The organism is Aromatoleum buckelii (genome assembly GCF_012910785.2).
Classification (GTDB): domain Bacteria; phylum Pseudomonadota; class Gammaproteobacteria; order Burkholderiales; family Rhodocyclaceae; genus Aromatoleum; species Aromatoleum buckelii.
Map to the genome: position 1 here is coordinate 88,275 of NZ_WTVH02000008.1, position 20,691 is coordinate 108,965.

Annotated in this window: 14 protein-coding genes and 1 CRISPR repeat array; of the genes, 10 read left to right on the forward strand and 4 right to left on the reverse strand. The window is 64.3% G+C overall.

Translation table 11 applies throughout. From position 1 onward, the window contains the following. Nucleotides 1–16 precede the first annotated feature (16 nt). The 3 genes from GO608_RS02375 to GO608_RS02385 form a co-directional block, all read right to left on the reverse strand. Entirely contained in the window at nt 17–241 is a 225-nt protein-coding gene (locus tag GO608_RS02375) for a DUF2783 domain-containing protein (protein ID WP_169198253.1), read from the reverse strand. An 11-nt stretch (nt 242–252) separates the two neighbouring features. Then, nucleotides 253–1,920, reverse strand: coding sequence for an FAD-dependent oxidoreductase (locus GO608_RS02380; RefSeq protein WP_169198252.1), 1,668 nt, complete (start codon nt 1,918–1,920; stop codon nt 253–255). Nucleotides 1,921–2,025: 105 nt separating this feature from the next. Beyond that, a complete protein-coding gene (locus GO608_RS02385) occupies nt 2,026–2,988 on the reverse strand; it encodes an MBL fold metallo-hydrolase (protein WP_169198251.1) in 963 nt (320 codons plus the stop codon). A gap of 166 nt (nt 2,989–3,154) precedes the next feature. On the opposite strand from GO608_RS02385, the gene GO608_RS02390 reads away from it, so the two are divergent. The 10 genes from GO608_RS02390 to GO608_RS02435 all read left to right on the forward strand — a co-directional run bounded on the left by GO608_RS02390 (nt 3,155) and on the right by GO608_RS02435 (nt 18,948). After that, nucleotides 3,155–3,970 (forward strand): IclR family transcriptional regulator, encoded by an 816-nt coding sequence (locus tag GO608_RS02390; RefSeq protein WP_169198329.1) that lies wholly within the window; start codon nt 3,155–3,157, stop codon nt 3,968–3,970. A gap of 302 nt (nt 3,971–4,272) precedes the next feature. Beyond that, nucleotides 4,273–6,882: a CRISPR-associated helicase Cas3' gene (gene cas3 / locus GO608_RS02395; RefSeq protein WP_169198250.1), complete on the forward strand. Its 2,610-nt coding sequence runs from the start codon at nt 4,273–4,275 to the stop codon at nt 6,880–6,882. Then, the gene (casA, locus tag GO608_RS02400; protein ID WP_211159341.1) at nt 6,800–8,494 is read left to right on the forward strand and encodes a type I-E CRISPR-associated protein Cse1/CasA; all 1,695 of its coding nucleotides are present in this window, start codon (nt 6,800–6,802) and stop codon (nt 8,492–8,494) included. Before cas3 ends, casA begins: the two co-directional genes overlap by 83 nt. Next, nucleotides 8,481–9,059: a type I-E CRISPR-associated protein Cse2/CasB gene (casB, locus tag GO608_RS02405; protein ID WP_169198249.1), complete on the forward strand. Its 579-nt coding sequence runs from the start codon at nt 8,481–8,483 to the stop codon at nt 9,057–9,059. Before casA ends, casB begins: the two co-directional genes overlap by 14 nt. Before the next feature lie 21 nt (nt 9,060–9,080). Then, the gene (cas7e, locus tag GO608_RS02410) at nt 9,081–10,280 is read left to right on the forward strand and encodes a type I-E CRISPR-associated protein Cas7/Cse4/CasC (protein ID WP_169198248.1); all 1,200 of its coding nucleotides are present in this window, start codon (nt 9,081–9,083) and stop codon (nt 10,278–10,280) included. Nucleotide 10,281: 1 nt separating this feature from the next. Further along, the gene (cas5e, locus tag GO608_RS02415) at nt 10,282–11,016 is read left to right on the forward strand and encodes a type I-E CRISPR-associated protein Cas5/CasD (protein WP_169198247.1); all 735 of its coding nucleotides are present in this window, start codon (nt 10,282–10,284) and stop codon (nt 11,014–11,016) included. Continuing rightward, entirely contained in the window at nt 11,013–11,741 is a 729-nt protein-coding gene (gene cas6e / locus GO608_RS02420; protein ID WP_169198246.1) for a type I-E CRISPR-associated protein Cas6/Cse3/CasE, read from the forward strand. Before cas5e ends, cas6e begins: the two co-directional genes overlap by 4 nt. After that, nucleotides 11,735–12,628 carry a type I-E CRISPR-associated endonuclease Cas1e gene (gene cas1e / locus GO608_RS02425; protein WP_169198245.1) on the forward strand — a complete coding sequence of 298 codons (894 nt, stop codon included), beginning with the start codon at nt 11,735–11,737 and terminating at the stop codon, nt 12,626–12,628. Before cas6e ends, cas1e begins: the two co-directional genes overlap by 7 nt. Beyond that, entirely contained in the window at nt 12,612–12,896 is a 285-nt protein-coding gene (cas2e, locus tag GO608_RS02430; protein WP_247002884.1) for a type I-E CRISPR-associated endoribonuclease Cas2e, read from the forward strand. The genes cas1e and cas2e overlap by 17 nt, the downstream gene beginning before the upstream one ends. Nucleotides 12,897–12,963: 67 nt before the next feature. After that, nucleotides 12,964–17,993: a CRISPR direct-repeat array (repeat unit 29 nt; unit sequence GATTCCCCCGCGTCCGCGGGGATAGGCCC). 205 nt (nt 17,994–18,198) lie between these two features. Further along, nucleotides 18,199–18,948 (forward strand): N-acetylmuramoyl-L-alanine amidase family protein, encoded by a 750-nt coding sequence (locus tag GO608_RS02435; protein WP_169198243.1) that lies wholly within the window; start codon nt 18,199–18,201, stop codon nt 18,946–18,948. A 43-nt stretch (nt 18,949–18,991) separates the two neighbouring features. Here the strand turns inward: GO608_RS02435 and GO608_RS02440 are convergent, their stop codons facing one another. Further along, nucleotides 18,992–20,665 carry a peptide chain release factor 3 gene (locus GO608_RS02440; RefSeq protein WP_169198242.1) on the reverse strand — a complete coding sequence of 558 codons (1,674 nt, stop codon included), beginning with the start codon at nt 20,663–20,665 and terminating at the stop codon, nt 18,992–18,994. Nucleotides 20,666–20,691: the final 26 nt, after the last annotated feature.

Sequence of the window (20,691 nt, forward strand, 5' to 3'; positions counted from 1 at the left end):
CTGGGCGGAAGGCGCATCACGCGCCGTCACGGGCGATTGCCATCGCCTCGCGCAGCACCGAGATGTCGCCGATATGGTTCGCGAGCAGCAGGATCAGGCGCGCATTGACGGTCGCGCTCTGCTCGGCGGTGAGGTCGCGGTGCGTCTCGATCAGCGCCTCGTAGAAGTCGTCGCCGGGGCTGAACGCCCAGAAATAGCGCTTGCCGGGTGTGAAGAAGTTCGAATCGGTGTTGAGGCTCATGTTTCGCTCCTTCAGGCGTTGCAGGTTGCGCGGTCGAGCGCGGCACGGACGAGGCCGGCGTCGAACGTACGCCAGCGCGCCGCAACGTGCTGGTCGGGCCGCACGAGGTAGGTCGTGCCCGGTTGCAGATCGTAGCGCTCGCGGATGCGCCCGCGGCTGTCGATCAGCGTCTTCAAGCCGCCCGGGGCGGTGCCGCGCTCGGCGACGACGAGGGCTTCGACCGGGACCGGCGCATCGGCCAGCGCAGCCAAGGCCGCCGCGTCGATCGGGGCGAGGTCGGCGGCGTCCGGCACATAGTAGAGCAGCTGGAAGCGGTTGCCGGTGGCCTGCAGCAGCCACTGCTCGCCGCCCGCCGTCTCGCACGGCGCGTCGTCGAGCGGCGCGCCCGGCACCATCACGCCAGCGAAGACATCGGCATCCGGTGTATTCAGGCGCGACTCGGTGAGGAAACTCGGCACCGACAGGCGGCCGGAATTGACCAGCGCGCGGGCGAACGGGTAGTCCTTCGCCAGCCCCAGCACCGCGTTGCGGAACGTCTTGCTGACCGCACTTTTCGGCGTGATGAAATCGGTCGAGCGCGTCGAATTCATCAGGTTCTCGTCGGCGGCGGCCACGCGCTCTTCCGAATACGTGTCGAGCAGCGTCTGCGGCGCCTTGCCGTCGAGCACGAGCTTGAGCTTCCACACCAGGTTGTCCGCGTCCTGGATGCCCGAGTTCGCGCCGCGCGCGCCGAACGGCGACACCTGGTGCGCGGCATCCCCCGTGAACAACAGCCGACCGTGGCGGAACTCGTGCATGCGGCGGCACTGGAACGTATACACGCTGACCCATTCGAGTTCGAACTCGCGTTCGTCCCCCAACATCGCCTTGATGCGCGGGATCACGTTCTCGGGCTTCTTCTCCTCTTCCGGGTCGGCATGCCAGCCGAGCTGAAAGTCGATGCGCCACACGTTGTCGGCCTGGCGGTGCAGCAGCACGGACTGGTTCGGGTGGAACGGCGGATCGAACCAGAACCAGCGTTCCGCCGGATAATCCGCTTTCATGACGACGTCGGCGATGAGGAAGCGGTCCATGAAGATCTTGCCTTCGACTTCCAGCCCCATCATGTGGCGGATCGGGCTGCGCGCGCCGTCGGCGACGACCAGCCAGTCGGCATCGAGCGAATACGCGCCGTCGGGCGTTTCGACGCGCAGCGCGACGTGCTCGCCTTGCTCGGCGACGCCAATGACGTTGCTCTTCCAGCGCAGGTCGATGTTCGGCAGGCTCTGCGCCCGGCGCACGAGGTATTCCTCGAGGTAGTACTGCTGCAGGTTGATCATGCCCGGGCGGTGGTGGTCGGGCTGCGGGCACAGGTTGAAGTTGAACACTTCTTCCTCGTGGAAAAAGGTCCGCCCGACGTTCCACGACACGCCTTTCTGCACCATCTCCTCGGCGCAGCCGAGCCGGTCCATGATCTCGAGCGCACGCTTCGCGTAGCATACGCCGCGCGAGCCGATCGACACCGTGTCGTCGTTGTCGAGCAGCACGACCGGCGTGCCCTGGAGCGCCAGGTCGATCGCCGCGGCGAGGCCCACCGGCCCTGCGCCGACGACGACGACCGGGTAATGCCCGTCACGCTGCCCGGACAGCTCCGGCGGCCTGCGGTATTCGAACTTCGGGTAGTTGTACGTGCTGAGCACCGGTGCTCCTCCTTTTCTCTTGCGCTTTTGCTCGACCGGCGCCGCCTTCTTCGGGCGGTCGGCGGCCTGTCGTTTATGTTGTCCGTTGGGGTCCGGGGGTGCGGATTATTGCTGCAGCGCGTGCCACATCTGCTGGTCGCGCTCGGCGGTCCAGACGCGCGGGTCGCGGATGCCGGACGCTTCGTCGTGCGCTCGGGTGACGTCGAACGGCAGGCAGTGCTCGTAGATGAAGACCTGCGCGAACTGCGGGTCCATGTTCCGCCGCGTCAGCTCCATCGTCGCCTTCAGGTCGTAGCCCAGCGCGACCGCTTCCTGCGCGCTGCGGTATAGCGCCGTCACGAAAGCTTTCGTATAGGCGATGCCCTTCGCGACCTGCTCCGGGCTCTTCAGCGCCGGACCGCGGCCCGGCACGAGCTTTTCGGCGCCGAACGCGGCGAGCCGGTCGAGCGTCGCCGGCCAGTCGGCAAGATACGCGTCGCCGGTGTAGCACGCGGCGTCGAACTCGACGAGATCACCGGAGAACAGCACCTTGTCCTGCGGCAGCCACACCACGGTGTCGCCTTTCGTGTGGCCGCGGCCGACCTGCCGGATGTTCACTTCGACGCTGCCCAGCCACAGGCTCATCTCGCCGGTGAACGTGATCGTCGGCCAGGTCAGCCCGGGCACGCTCTCGACCGCGTTGAAGAGGCGCGGGAAACGGCCGATCTCGGAGTCCATGTCCTGCTGGCCGCGCTCGACGATCAGGTCGTAGGTGTCGCGGCTGGCGATGATCTGCTCGAGCCCTTCGCTCTTGTAGCCGGACGCGCCGAGCACGCGCACGGCGTGGTAATGCGTCAGCACGACGTACTTGATCGGCTTGTCGGTGATCTCGCGCACTTTGGCGATGACGCCCTGCGCCATCACCGGCGTCGCGGTCGCGTCGATGATCATCACGCCGTCGTCGCCGATGATGATGCCAGTGTTCGGATCGCCTTCGGCGGTGTAGGCCCAGGCGTGCTCGGAGAGCTGCTCGAAGCTGATCTGCTTCTCTTCGAGGTCGGCTTGCGAAGCGAAAACCTTGGTGTTCATGAACGGACTCCTTGAAGTGCGACGGGATGGACAAAGCGTAGACGACGATTTGTTATTAGTCAATCGATTCGCTATTGTTAAATTCATCCACCCTCGCAAAGCACGTTTTTGCCGCCCCGCTGCTAAGATTCGCGCCGCACAGGAGACCACCGTGAAAGACGAGCAAATGACCGAGCCGGTCGCCACACGCCCCGCCGAACGCAACGGCGACCGCCGCGGCATCCAGTCGATCGAAGTCGGCGGGGCGCTGCTGCAGGCGCTCGTGCGCCACGGCGCGCCGATGATCCTCAAGGACCTTGCGCGCGATGCCGGCATGCCGCCGGCCAAGGCCCACCCCTATCTCGTCAGTTTCGGCAAGCTCGGCCTGATCGAACAGGACCCGTTGACCGGCCGTTACGGGCTCGGCACGTTCTCGCTGCAGATGGGCCTGTCGGCGCTGCACGGACTGAACCCGCTGCGCGTCGCGACGCCAGAAGCCGCGAAGCTGTCCGACGAGATCGGCCAGAACGTCGCGATCGCGGTGTGGGGCAACCAGGGCGCGACAGTCGTCAGCATCGAGGAATGCAGCCGCCAGGTGCACGTGAACATGCGCGTCGGCACGGTGATGAACCTCGTCACTTCCGCGACCGGCCGCGTCTTCGCCGCGTTCCTGCCGGCGCGCCTGACCGAAACGCTGATCGCCGAAGAGCTCGCCCACCTCACCCGCGCCGCCGACCCGTCGCTGCATCTGACGAGAAGACAGCTCGACGCCGAGCTCGAAGAAATCCGCCGCCAGCGCCTCGCCCGCGCCGTCGGCCAGCCGATCCCCGGCATCAACGCGTTCTGCGCCCCGGTCTTCGACCACAACGGCCACATCGCCCTGACGATCACCGCGATGGGCGCCGCGGACAGCTTCGACGCCGACTGGCACGGCCCGCTGGCCGAGAAACTGCGACATTGTGCGGAGTCGATCTCGGCACGGCTGGGGAAGATGGAAAGCTGATCTGGGGAATATCCGGATTGCAATGACATAGGTCACTATCGAATGTCATAAAAATCGATAAGATCAGGCGACCCCATTCGCGAGGTTGTCGTGGACTACATCGATTGCGTCGTCGCCATCCGCTCGCTGCTCAAACAGCGGAGCAGTGTCACCTTTCCGCGCGGCGAAGAGTCGGCACACGAAATCTCCGCGCAGCCAGTGAGATTCCCTCCAGATTGACTCGATCTACGCCTGAGGGATCGCGGCAAACGGCCGAGTTGTCACGTCGCCGCTTCGCTCAATTGCAATCCATAGGATCAAACATGGCAGAAGGACTTGAGGCATTTGGCAAGCTTGAGTGCGACGTCGATAGTGGGATTGTCCGCATACATCCGCTGGTCGACCACATGATCGATGTAGCGGCATGCTTCATCGCCTTGTGCCGTTGCCGGGCCATCCATCGTGCATTAGAGACTGCCGCCGCACGGAAATTGACGAAGCAGGACATGGCCCGTCTGGCTGTATTGGCCTTCCTGCACGACATCGGCAAAGCGAACAGCGGCTTTCAGGCGAAACGATGGAAGAACGAACGGGACATTCCGGCTATATGGCCGGTGCACGTCCATGCCGGCCATGGCAGCGAAGCCTTCAAGCTGTTCGACGAACCTTCGGCCAACGACGCGATTGCGCCGCTGGTCGAACAGCTCTGCACTTGGGGCGATGCGGCGGATTCTTTGCTGATCGCCAGCGTGAGCCACCACGGCCGCCCCATCAAGGATGCTCCCATCCGAATGGCCAGTATCTGGACGTCTAGTCCCGGGAAGTATTGTCCCGCAACCGCCCTGGCGGAGATCGCCCGCCGGGCGCCGAAACTTTACCCGGACGCATTTGCCCCCAGCAGTGAGCCGCTGCCCGACGCACCCGCCTTCGGGCATCTTTTCGCCGGCCTCGTGCAGTTGGCTGACTGGCTTGGCTCTGATACCCGATTCTTCCCCTTCATGAAGCCCGGCGAGGATCGTGAGCACGAAGCCCGTGGCATGGCCGCCAAAGCCATCGCCGCTGTGGGCCTTGATGTCGAAAACTGGCGGGACGTGCTCGCAGCCCAGACTCCAAGTTTTGCCGACGTCTTCAATGTTCCTGCCCCGCACCCCATTCAGGCTGCAATGAGCGACGACGGCCTCGGCGCCCTCGTCATCCTCGAATCGGAGACCGGCAGCGGCAAGACGGAAGCAGCGTTGTGGCGCTACGTCCATCTTTTCAAGGCCGGCTTGGTAGACAGCCTTTATTTCGCTCTGCCAACCCGCGTGGCTGCTACCCAACTCTACGCGCGCGTAGAGGAGACGCTCCGCCGACTGTGGCTTGATAACGCCCCGCTCGCCGTACGAGCGCTGCCCGGATGCATCAGTGCCGATGGACACGAAGCTTCGCTCCTCGCCGATTTCAAGGTCCTCTGGACAGACGATCCGGACGATCAGAAGGCCCACCAGCGCTGGGCGGCAGAATCGGCGAAGCGCTTTCTCGCCGCCCCGGTAGCGGTCGGCACGATCGATCAGGCGCTGTTGGGCGCACTGCAGGTTCGCCATGCCCATCTTCGCTACGCAACCCTGTCCCGCAGTCTGCTCGTGGTAGATGAAGTCCACGCGTCCGACGCCTACATGACCGTATTGCTGGAGCGGCTCCTCAGATCCCATCTGGGCAACGGCGGCCATGCCTTGCTGCTATCGGCAACCCTGGGTTCCAGTGCGCGAAACCGCTATGTTGCCTTGACCTCCGCGACCCAACGGCGTGTCCCTTCCGTGCCGCCCTTCGAAGAGGCTCGCGCAGCCCCGTACCCCGCCATCACTGACAGTCGGAAACCTCGCCTCATCACTCCAACCGGCCATTCGAAACACGTCGCCTGGACGCTCCGCGACATCATCGATTCGCCGGAGCAGATTGCTCAGGCAGCGATCGCGGCGGCTGAGCAAGGCGCAAAGGTATTGATCATCCGAAATACGGTTCCCGCTGCCGTCGCCACCTTGACCGCGCTGGAACAGAGCATCCCCGATCCGAGATGGCTCTTCAAGCTCAACGACGTCCCCACGCTCCACCACAGCCGCTTCACCCGCCAGGATCGACCCGCACTGGATGCCGCCATCGAAGCCCAGCTCGGCAAGGCTCGCCCAGCCGGACCCCTGGTCGTCGTCGGCACGCAGACGCTGGAACAGAGTCTCGACATCGATGCCGATCTGCTCATCACCGACCTTTGTCCGATGGACGTGCTCTTGCAGCGCATCGGACGCCTGCACCGTCATCGAAAACCGGTCGAGGAACGGCCGGAACCCTACCGAAGCGCCCAAGCCTGGGTACTGACCCCGGAGGCACATGACTTGACACCCATGTTGGCGCGCCCGCAGCACGGACTGGGCCGCTTTCACAATGGCGGAGGGATCTACGACGATCTGCGCATTCTCGAAGCGACCAAGGTGCTCATCGCAGAACGGCCCGAGGTCTGTATCCCGGCTGATAACCGATACCTCGTCGAATCAGCCACGCACCCCGACAAACTTCATGCCCTACAGGATCGGCTCGGGGAGTCGTGGAAGAAGCTCGGCCAACAGATCGAAGGCGATACGAGCGCCGAGCGAGCCGTCGCTCATCTCCATGCACTCGATGTCGAGCAGGTCTTTGGCGAATCGGTCTTCCCGACTGATGTACGTCTCGCCACCCGACTCGGCGCCCAGGACCGGATTGTTCGTTTCAATCTCGACGCAGGCCCCTTCGGCTTACCTTTGAGGGATCTGCCGATACGTCACCACTTGCTTCCCCATGGTCTATCGCCCGATGCCGAGCCGACGGATGTCGCCACGCATGAAAACCGCATTACTTTCCAACTCGGACACGCTCGCTTCTGTTACAGCCGACTGGGACTGGAACGTCTCAGGGACGAATGAACGATTGCTGCAGGAGATCAATGTGAAACTGCAATTCAATTTGCTTGATGAGCCACTCATCCGTACTCGGCTGGTGGCCGGCGGCGAACCTCGTTCGTACAGCCTGCCCGGACTCCTCGCGGCGCTGGCGCACGACGAGGTAAGAGATTTCCGCGCCCTGCGCCCCCACCAGCGCCACCCGTGGCATGCGTTCCTCGTGCAACTTGCCGCGATCTCGTTGCATAACGTCGGGACCGATGAGCCTTTCGATGACGAACAGGCGTGGAAAGCCGCGCTACTCACTCTTACGCCCGAACATCCCGATGGCGCTGCCTGGTGCCTAGTGACACCGTGTGATCAGCCGGCCTTCATGCAGGCGCCGGTGCCGGAAGGAAAGGTGAGCACCTGGAAGAACGAGCTCCGTGCCGCCGACGAGCTCGACATGCTCGTCACCTCCAAGAATCACGATCTCAAGGCCGCCCGCATTCGCCAGGCTGGAGTGGACGACTGGATAATGGCGTTGGTCAGTCTCCAGACACAAGAAGGATTCCTCGGCCAAGGCAACTATGGCATCTCGCGGATGAACGGTGGCTTCGCCAGTCGTCCCGCCGTGGGCGTTGTCCCGAACGGGCATTGGGGGGCGCGCTGGAGAAGAGATGTCAGGAAGCTAATGGCAAATCGTGCCGACATCGTCGAGCAACAAGGTTTACAGGAACGTAATGGCCTTGCCCTACTTTGGCTGCAAAGCTGGGACGGCAATGCCAGTCAGGCTTTTGCGTCCCTCGACCCGTTCTACATCGAGATCTGCCGGCGGATCCGACTGATCTGCTCCGACGACGGCGCCACAATTCATGCGGTTACCACCGGCACAAAGGTTGCGCGCATCGAAGCCAAGACCCGCAATGGCATTACCGGAGACCCCTGGACACCGATCGACGTCGCTGCCGAGAAGGCACTCACGATCGGCGCAGAGGGGTTCCATTATCGCCTGGCCGCCGAACTTCTCTTTGGCAGCAAGTTCCGTTCCCCTCCAGCCCAAGTCATCCACGCAGATGACGGAGATGAGGGACTCGTCATCCTGACGCAAGGCGTGACGCGGGGCCAAGGAAAGACCGAGGGATATCACGAGCGCCGCGTTCCAGTATCGAGAACTGTTCGCAAGCTTCTACTGCAAAAACAGACCGACCGTCTTGCACGAGTGGCTGGCGAACGGATTCACGCCATCGGACAGATCCGCAGTGTGCTCTGGACAGCGCTGGCTGCATTGTTCGATCAAGGAGCCGACAACGACAAGTTCTCCGACAGCGCAAAGGATAAAGCTACCACCTTCGTCAAAGTCTTCGAACAAGGCGAGGATGCTCAGTTCTTCAACAATCTGAACGAAGAAATCGAATCCAGCGAGCCCAACAACGTGCACCTGCAATGGCTACTAGCCATGGCAGACCGCGCCGAGGCGATCCTCATCAAGGCGTTCGACGCAGGACCGCAAAGCTGCGAGCAGCGGTACCGTGCGCGATCCGCCGCTCTGTCTCGTTTTCATGGGGGGCTGAGGAACAGCAAGGCTCTGCCTGTTCTCGCCGACCATTTCCGTAAATCCGCCAGCGACAAGGAGCTCAATCATGAACCTGCATGATGCCGATCCACGGGACGAGCCTACGCCAGATCAGCCGACACCAAATGAGAGTCCGATCTCCCGATTGGCTCGAATCACTGGGCATTCTGCCCGATTCGAAGGCGATGCCCACGGACTCGACAATGGCGAACGGGCCGCCTTGGCACGGCTGGATCCGGATAACGAATTGCGACCTCATCAAATCGCGGCCCTTTCCCGCGCGCTCGTTTACGCCAAGCTCGCCCCCGAAGGCTGGCATCCCGACACTTGGCACCGCTGGGCGCTAATTGCACACGGCATGGCGCTGACTGGGCACGACGGCAGCCGAAGCCTCGGGCAGCAACTCAGCGAAGCCGACGTATCGGAATCCCGCGTCACGAAATTGCTGACTGCTCGCGGCGATGCATTCCGGCAGCTCCTTCCACGCTTGTTGCGGTTGCTCGCGAGCAAGGAGAAGACTCCCAATTGGCATGAGCTAGGGGGCCTGATTCTCAGTCAGGAGCGCAACGAAGGCGAAGCCGAGGCGATACGCCTCCGTATCGCCGGACGCTTCTTTTCGGCCGAAGCAAAGAAATCCAAACACTGAGTCAAGAACTGGAGACCGACCATGAAATTCCCGCGCTTCATTCAGATTCACACGCTGCACACCTATCCCGCGGCACTACTCAACCGCGACGACGCCGGACTCGCAAAGCGTCTGCCGCTCGGCAATGCAGTGCGCACGCGTATTTCCTCCCAATGCTTGAAGAGGCATTGGCGCGTTGCCGAAGACCGGTTTGCTCTTTCCAATCTCGACGTACCCATGGCAGTGCGCTCCCGCGGAACGCTGGAACTCATCAGCAAGCGAATTCAGGAAAATGGTGTATCGGCTGAACTGGCTCAGACATCCGTGGAATTCTTGCGCGATGCTGGCCTGCTGGACAAGGGTGGCAAGGATAAGAAGGGCGACGATGCGTTGAAGACCGGCCAGGCCGTCCTCTTGGGCAGGGCCGAAATCGATTACCTCGTCAAGCGCTGCACCGAGCTCGCGGAATTGGCATCCGACGACAAGTCGCTGAAGGCCGACGTGACGAAGATGTTGAAGGACGAGAAGAAGAACATTGAAGCCCTTAAGCACGGAAGTGGCCTGGAATCGGCCTTGTTCGGTCGCATGGTGACTTCCGACGTTTTGGCGAGCCGCGATGCCTCCATCTACGTCGCCCATGCATTCACGGTTCACCCTGCGCAGGTCGAGAACGACTATTTCACCGTCGTCGATGATCTCCTCCAGGAGGCCGGCGAACTGGGCTCGGCCGGCATTTTCGACACCGAGCTCGCATCAGGCCTTTACTACGGCTACGTCGTGGTCGACGTGCCTCAGTTGATCGAAAATCTCGAAGGCATTTCCGCCCGCGAATGCTTCGCGCCGGACACGCCTCCCGAGCGTCGGGAACTAGCGGGACGCGCGGTGCAGCATCTCCTTCACCTGATCGCCACGGTAAGCCCGGGAGCAAAGCGCGGATCGACCGCTCCATTCGATTGGGCAAAGTTCGTCCTCGTGGAAGCTGGTGACTGGCAGCCTCGCAGCCTCGCCGGCGCCTTCCACGATGCGCTGCCGCTCGACGACAAGAACGATCACGGCACGATCCGCCAGCGGACCGTCGCCCGGCTGTCCGCGGAAATCGCTGCCATGGACGACGCCTACGGCGCTCCGCTCGCCCGCCGCTTCCTGTCGCTCGATCCCGTAGAGTTAGCCGGCGCGGAGCGGATCAACCTCAACAAGTTGGCCGACTGGGCGAAGGACATCGTGCAGCAAGGGGAATGCTGAAATGCGCCGCCATCTGTTGATGCGCCTGGAGGGGCCGCTGACGGCGTTCGGCGGCGAGACGATCGACAATTACGGAGTGATTCGCGACTTTCCTGCGCTCTCGATGATCACCGGCCTGCTCGCAAATGCCTTGGGTTATCGGCGGGAGGAGTGCGAGTTGCACGATCGCTTGCAGGCCCGGCTCGTCATGGGAGCCCGGCTTGACGGCGAGTCGCATCGCATGCGCGACTACCAGACGGCGCAACTGTTCGAAAAGGACCAAGGCTGGACGACGTTCGGAGAACCCGAAGGCAGGGCACCAAGCCCTAGCTACTCGGTGCAGCCGGACGGGCGAAAGTCCCTCACGTGGCAACGCTACCGCGACTACCACGCCAGCCTCAGCGTCCTCGTCGCCCTGCGCCTGGAGCCCGCGGATGAGTCCCCCGATCTGGATGATCTGGCTGACGCCCTCGACCATCCCGCCCGCCCCCTGTTCATCGGTCGCAAGTCCTGCCTTCCCAGCGGTCGGATTTTCGCCGGCTGGCAAACCGCCGGCAACGTACTACACGCCCTTCAGACTGCTCAGGTTGTCGACCGCGGAGCGTCGTCGCGCCTGCAATGGCCCGAAGGAGAAGGCCGGCTCAACGGCGATCGCCGGATCGATTTGTGCGATGAGCGCAATTGGGTCAGCGGCGTGCATGGCGGATGGCGGCCTGTTCGGGAAGGCAGCCTGCTGCCACAGGGAGCACATTCATGACAGCACTGCACTTGATGCGTCTGTATCCCGACCCTCATGCCTTGGCCACTTGGGCAACTCGGTATGAGCTGCTCTCGGCGGACGGGGACTACGGCTACGCGCTCCACGCACTGCTCAGCGCCGCATTCGGTGATTTGGCGCCCAAGCCGCTTCGTTACCTCGGGGGCAGGCAGGGATTGCTCGCTTACACCACAGCGGGCCTTGAGACGCTGAAATTGAACGCGGGATTGGCCGCGCCGGACGTCGCCCGGGCGCTTGGTCTGGACGACATCGATGCCCGTCCATTTCCGAATGTCTGGAAGACAGGACAACGGCTGGGCTTCGACTTGCGCGTGCGTCCGGTCGTCCGTGCCAAGGACGGACGAGAGCGAGACATGTTTTTGCACACACTCGGAGCCAGCCCCGAGGCAGTTGCGGAACATGGCGGGCTTGGCGAACGCGCAACGGTCTACACCGACTGGTTGGCGAAGCAATTTGATGACGCCGCTCACATCGTGGAAGCGCATATGGATTCGTTTCGACTTACGCGGGTGATTCGCAAAGCAGGCAGCATCGACGCAGGCAAACGAAGCGCGCGTTCGGTCAACGGCCCCGATGTCGTGTTCCACGGGCACTTGCACGTCGGCAATTCCGAAGCCTTTGCGCGACTATTGGCACGTGGGGTGGGTCGCCATCGGGCTTTCGGCTTCGGCATGCTGCTGCTTCGCCCCGCTTCGACATGCTAAAGGGACGGCTCGGGCTGGAAACGGCCCGCGTTCCCCACGTCGACCGACACGGCCTGATCTGGCTGGAACGGGGAGAACTGTGCGTCGTAGATGGCTGCCTGCATTTCGTAGCCGGAAAGGACTCGCTGACTCCCCATATCCTGCAAGTTCCCCATCAGGCGGTGTCGATGATCCTGCTCGGCCCGGGAAGCAGTATCACGCACGATGCGCTGCGGCTACTGGCACGTCACGGCACGCTGATGGCAGCAGTGGGGCAGGATGGCGTGCGCACCTACACGGCGCCTCCGCTATTACCAGACCGTTCGGACGTTGCGCGACGCCAAGCCGAACTCTGGGGAGCACCCCGCCGCCGCGTCAGCGTTGCCCGTCACATGTATGCACTGCGCCTGGGCGAAGTGCTTCCCCACCGTGACCTGGACACGCTCCGGGGTATCGAAGGGTCTCGGGTGAAGGCGATCTACCGTTTGATGGCTGAAAAATACGGCATCGAATGGGATGGACGGCACTACGACCGCAACAATCCCACTGCGGCAGATATCCCCAATCAAGCGATCAACCACGCGGCAACAGCGGTACAAGGTGCTGCCGCAATCGCGGTCCAATCACTCGCCGCCATCCCGCAACTTGGCTTCATCCATGAAGATTCAGGACAGGCATTCGTTCTCGATATTGCCGACCTGTTCCGCGATACCGTGACTTTGCAAATTGCTTTCTCGGCCGCCCAGAAGGCGCTGGCTGGAAACCCGGACAGCATAGACCGGTTAGTGAGGCGCGAGGCTTCAACAGTATTTCGCAAGCAGTCCGTCATTCCGGCGATGATCGACAAGATCAAGCAAGTATTACGAACGGAGGAGACTAATGGGGTTGGTGATGATCGTGACTCGTGACGTCGCCGATCGATATCGCGGCTTCCTGGCGTCGGTAATGCTTGAAGTGGCACCCACCGTCTATGTGTCGCCACGCATGAACCCGAGAGTACGAACGCGAACATGGGACGTGTTGGCTGACTGGCACAGCGAAGAGCCGCGCGGAAGCATCACGATGGTATGGCGTGACGCCAACGAAACTGGCGGTATCGGAATAGAATCGTTGGGTGAGTCGCCGCGCAAACTCATAGAAGTTGACGGTACGTGGCTGGTGAAAAAGATGCTGTAAAGCGTACATTAAAAATCTGAAGCAAGTTCAACACTTTCTCTTTTGGATCAAGCTATTATCCGCTAGAGATTCCCCCGCGTCCGCGGGGATAGGCCCGCCAAAGGGGCGCGAATGCCTGACAAATACCTGATTCCCCCGCGTCCGCGGGGATAGGCCCGGCTCGCGTTCGCGCAATCGAGTCTGACCGCCGATTCCCCCGCGTCCGCGGGGATAGGCCGTCGGCACCGTGACGAGCGCGACCGGCTCAGTAGATTCCCCCGCGTCCGCGGGGATAGGCCCGAGTTAATGCGGTCGATTGTGCAGCCCTGCGGGATTCCCCCGCGTCCGCGGGGATAGGCCCTGGAAGCGGTCGAAACGCTGATGGCCAACCCGGATTCCCCCGCGTCCGCGGGGATAGGCCCCAGTATGAGCCGTGACGCGGACGAAGAAACCGGATTCCCCCGCGTCCGCGGGGATAGGCCCTCGGCCGGCGCTTACAGCACATGGATGATCGAGATTCCCCCGCGTCCGCGGGGATAGGCCCAGGCGAAGACCGGCGCCAAGCTGCGCATCGAGGATTCCCCCGCGTCCGCGGGGATAGGCCCAAAACCAGCTACCGGCCCACTGTGCCGATGGCGATTCCCCCGCGTCCGCGGGGATAGGCCCGGCAGTACGACCGTGGAGCAGGTGCGCTGATGGATTCCCCCGCGTCCGCGGGGATAGGCCCTACTCGATCGGCCCGACGCCCGAGCCGTCGATGATTCCCCCGCGTCCGCGGGGATAGGCCCACGATCCACGCCGCACCGACAATGGCGACGAAGATTCCCCCGCGTCCGCGGGGATAGGCCCACCGGCACCGCAAGGACCGCCGCCATGACGATGATTCCCCCGCGTCCGCGGGGATAGGCCTTTTCTTGATCATGTTGAAAACTCCGTTAGCCCGATTCCCCCGCGTCCGCGGGGATAGGCCCGTCGCCTCGGTCACGGGCGTCAAGGACTGTGGGATTCCCCCGCGTCCGCGGGGATAGGCCCTGCAATTTGTTCCGATTCGCTCCGACCTTGCAGATTCCCCCGCGTCCGCGGGGATAGGCCCTCGTCGATCTCCGGGTAGCCGCCGTCGCGCCGGATTCCCCCGCGTCCGCGGGGATAGGCCCCTACGAGCACCTGTTCGCGCAAATCTTCCTGCGATTCCCCCGCGTCCGCGGGGATAGGCCCGACCCGAGCAGTTGCGGCAACTGCATCGACAGGATTCCCCCGCGTCCGCGGGGATAGGCCCTAGCATCAGCAACCCTGTCATGAACCTGATCGGATTCCCCCGCGTCCGCGGGGATAGGCCCATCGGGGTTCTCGGATACCGCGCGCTCCTGGAGATTCCCCCGCGTCCGCGGGGATAGGCCCTGGTCGGCGTCGATTTCGAACGACTCCTGAACGATTCCCCCGCGTCCGCGGGGATAGGCCCGCGACGATGGGGGAGTGCTACCGCAATCCAGGGATTCCCCCGCGTCCGCGGGGATAGGCCCTCGGCAAAAACACCGCGAACGAATGGCTAGCGGATTCCCCCGCGTCCGCGGGGATAGGCCCGGCAAAAGCCCTGCAAGCCGAAGTCGTCGACGGATTCCCCCGCGTCCGCGGGGATAGGCCCCCATCACCGAACAAGCCACGCGCCACCGCGCAGATTCCCCCGCGTCCGCGGGGATAGGCCCTGGTTGCAGAACACCGAAACCCTAGCGACCCAGATTCCCCCGCGTCCGCGGGGATAGGCCCGGGGCTAAGCGTCGTCCGGAGTCTGTGACGATGATTCCCCCGCGTCCGCGGGGATAGGCCCGACGGCAGTGCGGTTCCCGGCGCGCTCGTCTCGATTCCCCCGCGTCCGCGGGGATAGGCCCGCATGATCGAGGACTACGGCGTGTGCTACGCCGATTCCCCCGCGTCCGCGGGGATAGGCCCCGGTTACGCTCGATCATCGTCGTGGTCACGATGATTCCCCCGCGTCCGCGGGGATAGGCCCCAGCGGTAACGCTCCGGCAACCCACAGACCACGATTCCCCCGCGTCCGCGGGGATAGGCCCCGCAGCCCCTTTGTCCGCCCCGATCCCATACGGATTCCCCCGCGTCCGCGGGGATAGGCCCATTTCGAGAATAGAGGGGAATACGGTGTCGATGATTCCCCCGCGTCCGCGGGGATAGGCCCCTCGCGGCGCTCGACTCGTGGTGTATCCAGATGATTCCCCCGCGTCCGCGGGGATAGGCCCGTCCCGACCGTGTTGAACAGCGCGACGACCGCGATTCCCCCGCGTCCGCGGGGATAGGCCCGAATGCCGCGACCAGCGCATCGGCCGCAGGCAGATTCCCCCGCGTCCGCGGGGATAGGCCCAACGCCACCGCGCTCGCCGACAAGCTGCAGACGATTCCCCCGCGTCCGCGGGGATAGGCCCCATCGTCTATCTCGCGGGTGAAGCAGGCATGGGATTCCCCCGCGTCCGCGGGGATAGGCCCCTGCATGGCCGGATAGCGACTGTCTGCGGTGTGATTCCCCCGCGTCCGCGGGGATAGGCCCGCATGATGACTTTTGCCGGGGGCGAGCCGTGCGATTCCCCCGCGTCCGCGGGGATAGGCCCTGTCGCGGCTCGCGCAGCTTGAGAAAATGGAGGATTCCCCCGCGTCCGCGGGGATAGGCCCTCGACGTAAGCATCGTGTGCGTCCTCCTGCTGGATTCCCCCGCGTCCGCGGGGATAGGCCCGTCGCCGTGGTGCCGGGAGTGGTGCGCGTGCTGATTCCCCCGCGTCCGCGGGGATAGGCCCTGATGGAACGCGCCGCGCTCGCTGCGATGCGCGATTCCCCCGCGTCCGCGGGGATAGGCCCGCGACGCGGAAGAGGAAACCGCAAGACCTGTGGATTCCCCCGCGTCCGCGGGGATAGGCCCGGTCCTTGACGATGATGCTTGCGACGCTGATGGATTCCCCCGCGTCCGCGGGGATAGGCCCCCATCCGTCGTCGGTGTATTTCTCCGCGCCATGATTCCCCCGCGTCCGCGGGGATAGGCCCTGATGGACCGGCAAGGCATCGCCGGGGATGACGATTCCCCCGCGTCCGCGGGGATAGGCCCTGGCGCGGATGATCGGGCATCGGGACGTCCGAGATTCCCCCGCGTCCGCGGGGATAGGCCCTTCCCACGACAAAAACTGACGCCCTTGAATCCGATTCCCCCGCGTCCGCGGGGATAGGCCCTATAACCCGCTGCGCCTGGGTGCAAATTACGTGATTCCCCCGCGTCCGCGGGGATAGGCCCTCTTGGCAAGCCGAGGCATCCGGATACTTCTCGATTCCCCCGCGTCCGCGGGGATAGGCCTTTTACGGTCAGTGTGGCGGACGATGCGGTCGGGATTCCCCCGCGTCCGCGGGGATAGGCCCTTACGTACCATGCAAGCAGATTTTGTTATCGTGATTCCCCCGCGTCCGCGGGGATAGGCCCATTCCAGACTGGCAGGAATTCACCGACGCCGAGATTCCCCCGCGTCCGCGGGGATAGGCCCATCATCGTGTCCGGCTTCGTCGGCCTCGTGTCGATTCCCCCGCGTCCGCGGGGATAGGCCCTGGTGACCAGCTGGATATCTGCCGGACAGGTTGATTCCCCCGCGTCCGCGGGGATAGGCCTCCTTGACCCGCGCGGTCCCGGTCCCGGTCAGCGATTCCCCGCGTCCGCGGGGATAGGCCCCCGTCGTCGAGCGGCGGCGATCCGAAGCCCGTGATTCCCCCGCGTCCGCGGGGATAGGCCGTTCGGCTTCGGAGGGCAGCGGGGCGTGATACAGATTCCCCCGCGTCCGCGGGGATAGGCCCATTCGCGTGAATCTGCTCGCGTCGGTGCTGATGATTCCCCCGCGTCCGCGGGGATAGGCCCTGACCGGCGACACGGCCGGGCTGCGGGCGCTGGATTCCCCCGCGTCCGCGGGGATAGGCCCATGACGCTCCCGCAAGGGCAGGTCCGCGTCGTGATTCCCCCGCGTCCGCGGGGATAGGCCCGTTAAACTGCTGCGCAACCTCATCCCAAATGAGATTCCCCCGCGTCCGCGGGGATAGGCCCTGCACGTTTGACTCTATTGTTGGTGATGGCCGGATTCCCCCGCGTCCGCGGGGATAGGCCCATGCGCCAGGATTTCTGCCGCAGTCAAAGGTAGATTCCCCCGCGTCCGCGGGGATAGGCCCTATTCAGGGGGCAGCGGGCGACCGGTTTCAGGGATTCCCCCGCGTCCGCGGGGATAGGCCCGGATGTCGGCGGCGACCTCATCGACCTGTTCAGATTCCCCCGCGTCCGCGGGGATAGGCCCACCAGCAAGCCGATTGCCGTGTTCCTGTTCGGGATTCCCCCGCGTCCGCGGGGATAGGCCCCTCGTGTCCGCGTTCCTGATCGCTGCGCGCGGGATTCCCCCGCGTCCGCGGGGATAGGCCCAAGAACATGATGCGCTGCCTCGTCAAAGCCATGATTCCCCCGCGTCCGCGGGGATAGGCCCGGTGCGTCGGTATCGAAGTCGCCGAATCCTGCGATTCCCCCGCGTCCGCGGGGATAGGCCCAAGAACATGATGCGCTGCCTCGTCAAAGCCATGATTCCCCCGCGTCCGCGGGGATAGGCCCGGTGCGTCGATATCGAAGTCGCCGAATCCTGCGATTCCCCCGCGTCCGCGGGGATAGGCCCCGAATTCGGAATGCCTTGAACGAGGTGGCTGTGATTCCCCCGCGTCCGCGGGGATAGGCCCCGCCAAGGAAGACCTCGTCGCCCTTGGCCTGTGATTCCCCCGCGTCCGCGGGGATAGGCCCCGGGAGATGGTCTGCTGCAGCTCCGCCGACTCGATTCCCCCGCGTCCGCGGGGATAGGCCCGGCCCGGTACAGATCGAGCTCGCCTTCCTTCCGATTCCCCTGCGTCCGCGGGGATAGGCCCTGCTGTGCTCGCTGGGATTCAAGCCGGTTGTGGATTCCCCCGCGTCCGCGGGGATAGGCCGCCACCCGCCGCCGCGGCGCCAACCTGTCCGACGATTCCCCCGCGTCCGCGGGGATAGGCCGTTCTCGACGACGCTGCTGGCGAGCTCGTCGAAGATTCCCCCGCGTCCGCGGGGATAGGACCGAGCCATAGCGAAATTGTGCGACTGCTCCCCAGTTCTCCCCGTCTCCACGAGGATGAGCCCTGGCCGTAGGTGAGCGCACTGGCTTGTGCATATCGCCCTTCAGCGACGAAAGGCCTGGATTGAAATGTTGACCGCTCGCTGATACGCCGTCTGCAAGCCGATGCCAATTCCTGCTTCGTTCGGGCGGGGGAGATAATCCGGTCCATGAAAAAGAGCCTTGCCTACCGGACCAACCATTGGCTGCCGTGCCGCTTGGTCGTGATCGTCGGCGTTGTCGCCGCAGGGATGGCTGTGGACGCGCATGCGGACTCGACGGAACGTCCTCGCATCGCCGTCGACATCGGCCACACGCTCGCAGCGTCCGGGGCTACCAGTGCGCGGGGGCGGACGGAGTTCGAGTTCAACCGCGACCTTGCGCTGCAGGTGAGTGCGGCGCTCGAACGACTGGACGTGAGAGCGGAACTCGTCAACGCCGAGGGCGCGATCGAATCCCTCGCCGCGCGCCCGGCGCAGGTGCCGGACGCGGAGTTTTTCCTGTCGATCCACCACGATTCAGTCAGCGAGTCCGAACTCGAATACTGGGAATGGCAGGGCGAGACGCAGCGCTACAGCGACCGCTGGGCCGGCCATTCGCTGTTCGTGTCGCGGCGCAATCCGGATCTCGGGCGCAGCGTGCTGTGCGCGGTGACGATCGGGGCGCGGCTGCAGCGGGCGGGTTTCGTGTCGACGCAGAAGAACGGCCGCCAGCGGGAATACGCGGACCGGCAACATGCGGTGCATTTCTACGACAACCTGGTCGTGCTGTATCGCGCGCGGCAGCCGGCGGTGCTGTTCGAAGCCGGCGTCATCAAGCACCGCGACGAGGAGCTGCTGCTGCGCGAGCCGCGGCGCCAGGCGCTGATGGCCGGCGAGATCGCGACGGGCATCGCTGCGTGCCTTGCCGCGGGGCGCTGACCGCAGTCGGGGTGCGGCCCGTGGTTTCGGCGAGCCGCGGATTTCAGCTCAGCTTCTCGCCGTGTTCCCGCGTCGCGTGGAAGCCGACTTTCGGCCATTTTTCCATCGTCACTTCGAGGTTGTAGCGGCTCGTCGCCAGATACACCGGGTTGCCGTCGACATCCTTGCCGACGCGCATGCCCTGTTCGCGCTCGAAGTTGCGCCGCGTGACTTCGTCCGGGAAAGTCAGCCAGCGCGCAGTGTGGATGTCGGCGGACTCGAACACCGCGTCGACCTTGTACTCGTCCTTGAGGCGCTGCGCGACGACTTCGAACTGCAGCTGGCCGACTGCGCCGAGCAGCATGTTGCCGCCTTCCTGCTCGAACACCTGGATCGCGCCTTCCTCGCCGAGCTCCTGCAGGCCTTTCTGCAGCTGCTTGGATTTGAGCGGGTCGCGCAGGCGCGCGGCGCTGAAGAGTTCGGGCGAGAAATACGGGATGCCCTTGTAGCCGAGGTTTTCGCCTTCGGTCAGTGTGTCGCCGATGTGCAGCTGGCCGTGGTTGTGGATGCCGATGATGTCGCCGGCGACGCCGTCTTCCATCAGCACGCGCTCGTTGGCCATGAAAGTCAGCGCGTTCGCGAGCTTCATCTCGCGCCCCATGCGTACGTGCTTCACTTTCATGCCCGAGCTGTAGCGGCCCGAGCAGATGCGGAAGAACGCGATGCGGTCGCGGTGTTTCGGGTCCATGTTGGCCTGGATCTTGAATACGAAACCGGTGAAGGGCGCTTCGGCCGGCATCACCAGGCGCGTGTCCGCCGCATTGGCGCCAGCCGCGGTGAGCCCGGCCACTCGCGGCTGCGGCGGCGGCGCCCAGTCGAGCAGCGCCTGCAGGATCTCCTGCACGCCGAAGTTGTTGATGCCGGAGCCGAAGAACACCGGCGTCTGCTTGCCGGCGAGGAAGTCGCCGAGGGAGAACGGGTTCGACGCGCCCTGGATGAGGTCGACTTCGTCGCGCAGCTTGCCGACTTCGAGCGGGAACAGCGCGTCGAGCTGGGCGTTCGCGATGCCCTTGATGACTTCGGCCTCGCTGCGCTTTTCCTCGCCAGGGGCGAAGCGCAGCACGCGGTCTTCAAGCAGGTGATAGACGCCGCGGAACGTCTTGCCCATGCCGATCGGCCACGTGATCGGCGCGCAGTCGATCTTCAGCACCTCCTCGATCTCCTGCAGCAGATCGAAGGATTCGCGCACTTCGCGGTCCATCTTGTTGATGAAAGTGATGATCGGCGTGTTGCGCAGCCGGCACACTTCGAGCAGCTTGATCGTCTGCGTCTCGACGCCTTTCGCCGCGTCGATGACCATCACCGCGGCGTCGACCGCGGTCAGCACGCGGTAAGTGTCCTCGGAGAAGTCCTGGTGGCCGGGCGTGTCGAGCAGGTTGATCGTATGCCCGGCGTAGTCGAACTGCATCACCGAGCTGCTCACCGAGATGCCGCGCTGCTTTTCCACTTCCATCCAGTCGGACGTCGCGTGGCGCGCGCTCTTCCTCGCCTTGACGGTGCCGGCGAGCTGGATCGCGCCGCCGAACAGCAGGAGCTTCTCGGTCAGCGTGGTCTTGCCGGCGTCGGGGTGGGAGATGATGCCGAAAGTGCGGCGGCGCTCGACGTCGCGCAGCAGCTCGGGCGGAAACGGGGTTGCTGAAGGGGTCACTGAAGGGGCGGCGGAGGACGTGTCGGCCATGGTCGGTTCGCAAAAAACAAAGCCGC

Bases quoted from the DNA above. Each gene is read 5' to 3' on its own strand.
- GO608_RS02375 (WP_169198253.1), bottom strand. From the start codon at position 241: ATGAGCCTCAACACCGATTCGAACTTCTTCACACCCGGCAAGCGCTAT.
- GO608_RS02385 (WP_169198251.1), bottom strand. From the start codon at position 2,988: ATGAACACCAAGGTTTTCGCTTCGCAAGCCGACCTCGAAGAGAAGCAG.
- GO608_RS02390 (WP_169198329.1), top strand. From the start codon at position 3,155: ATGACCGAGCCGGTCGCCACACGCCCCGCCGAACGCAACGGCGACCGC.
- cas3 (WP_169198250.1), top strand. From the start codon at position 4,273: ATGGCAGAAGGACTTGAGGCATTTGGCAAGCTTGAGTGCGACGTCGAT.
- casA (WP_211159341.1), top strand. From the start codon at position 6,800: ATGAAAACCGCATTACTTTCCAACTCGGACACGCTCGCTTCTGTTACA.
- casB (WP_169198249.1), top strand. From the start codon at position 8,481: ATGAACCTGCATGATGCCGATCCACGGGACGAGCCTACGCCAGATCAG.
- cas7e (WP_169198248.1), top strand. From the start codon at position 9,081: ATGAAATTCCCGCGCTTCATTCAGATTCACACGCTGCACACCTATCCC.
- cas5e (WP_169198247.1), top strand. From the start codon at position 10,282: ATGCGCCGCCATCTGTTGATGCGCCTGGAGGGGCCGCTGACGGCGTTC.
- cas6e (WP_169198246.1), top strand. From the start codon at position 11,013: ATGACAGCACTGCACTTGATGCGTCTGTATCCCGACCCTCATGCCTTG.
- cas1e (WP_169198245.1), top strand. From the start codon at position 11,735: ATGCTAAAGGGACGGCTCGGGCTGGAAACGGCCCGCGTTCCCCACGTC.
- cas2e (WP_247002884.1), top strand. From the start codon at position 12,612: ATGATCGTGACTCGTGACGTCGCCGATCGATATCGCGGCTTCCTGGCG.
- GO608_RS02435 (WP_169198243.1), top strand. From the start codon at position 18,199: ATGAAAAAGAGCCTTGCCTACCGGACCAACCATTGGCTGCCGTGCCGC.
- GO608_RS02440 (WP_169198242.1), bottom strand. From the start codon at position 20,665: ATGGCCGACACGTCCTCCGCCGCCCCTTCAGTGACCCCTTCAGCAACC.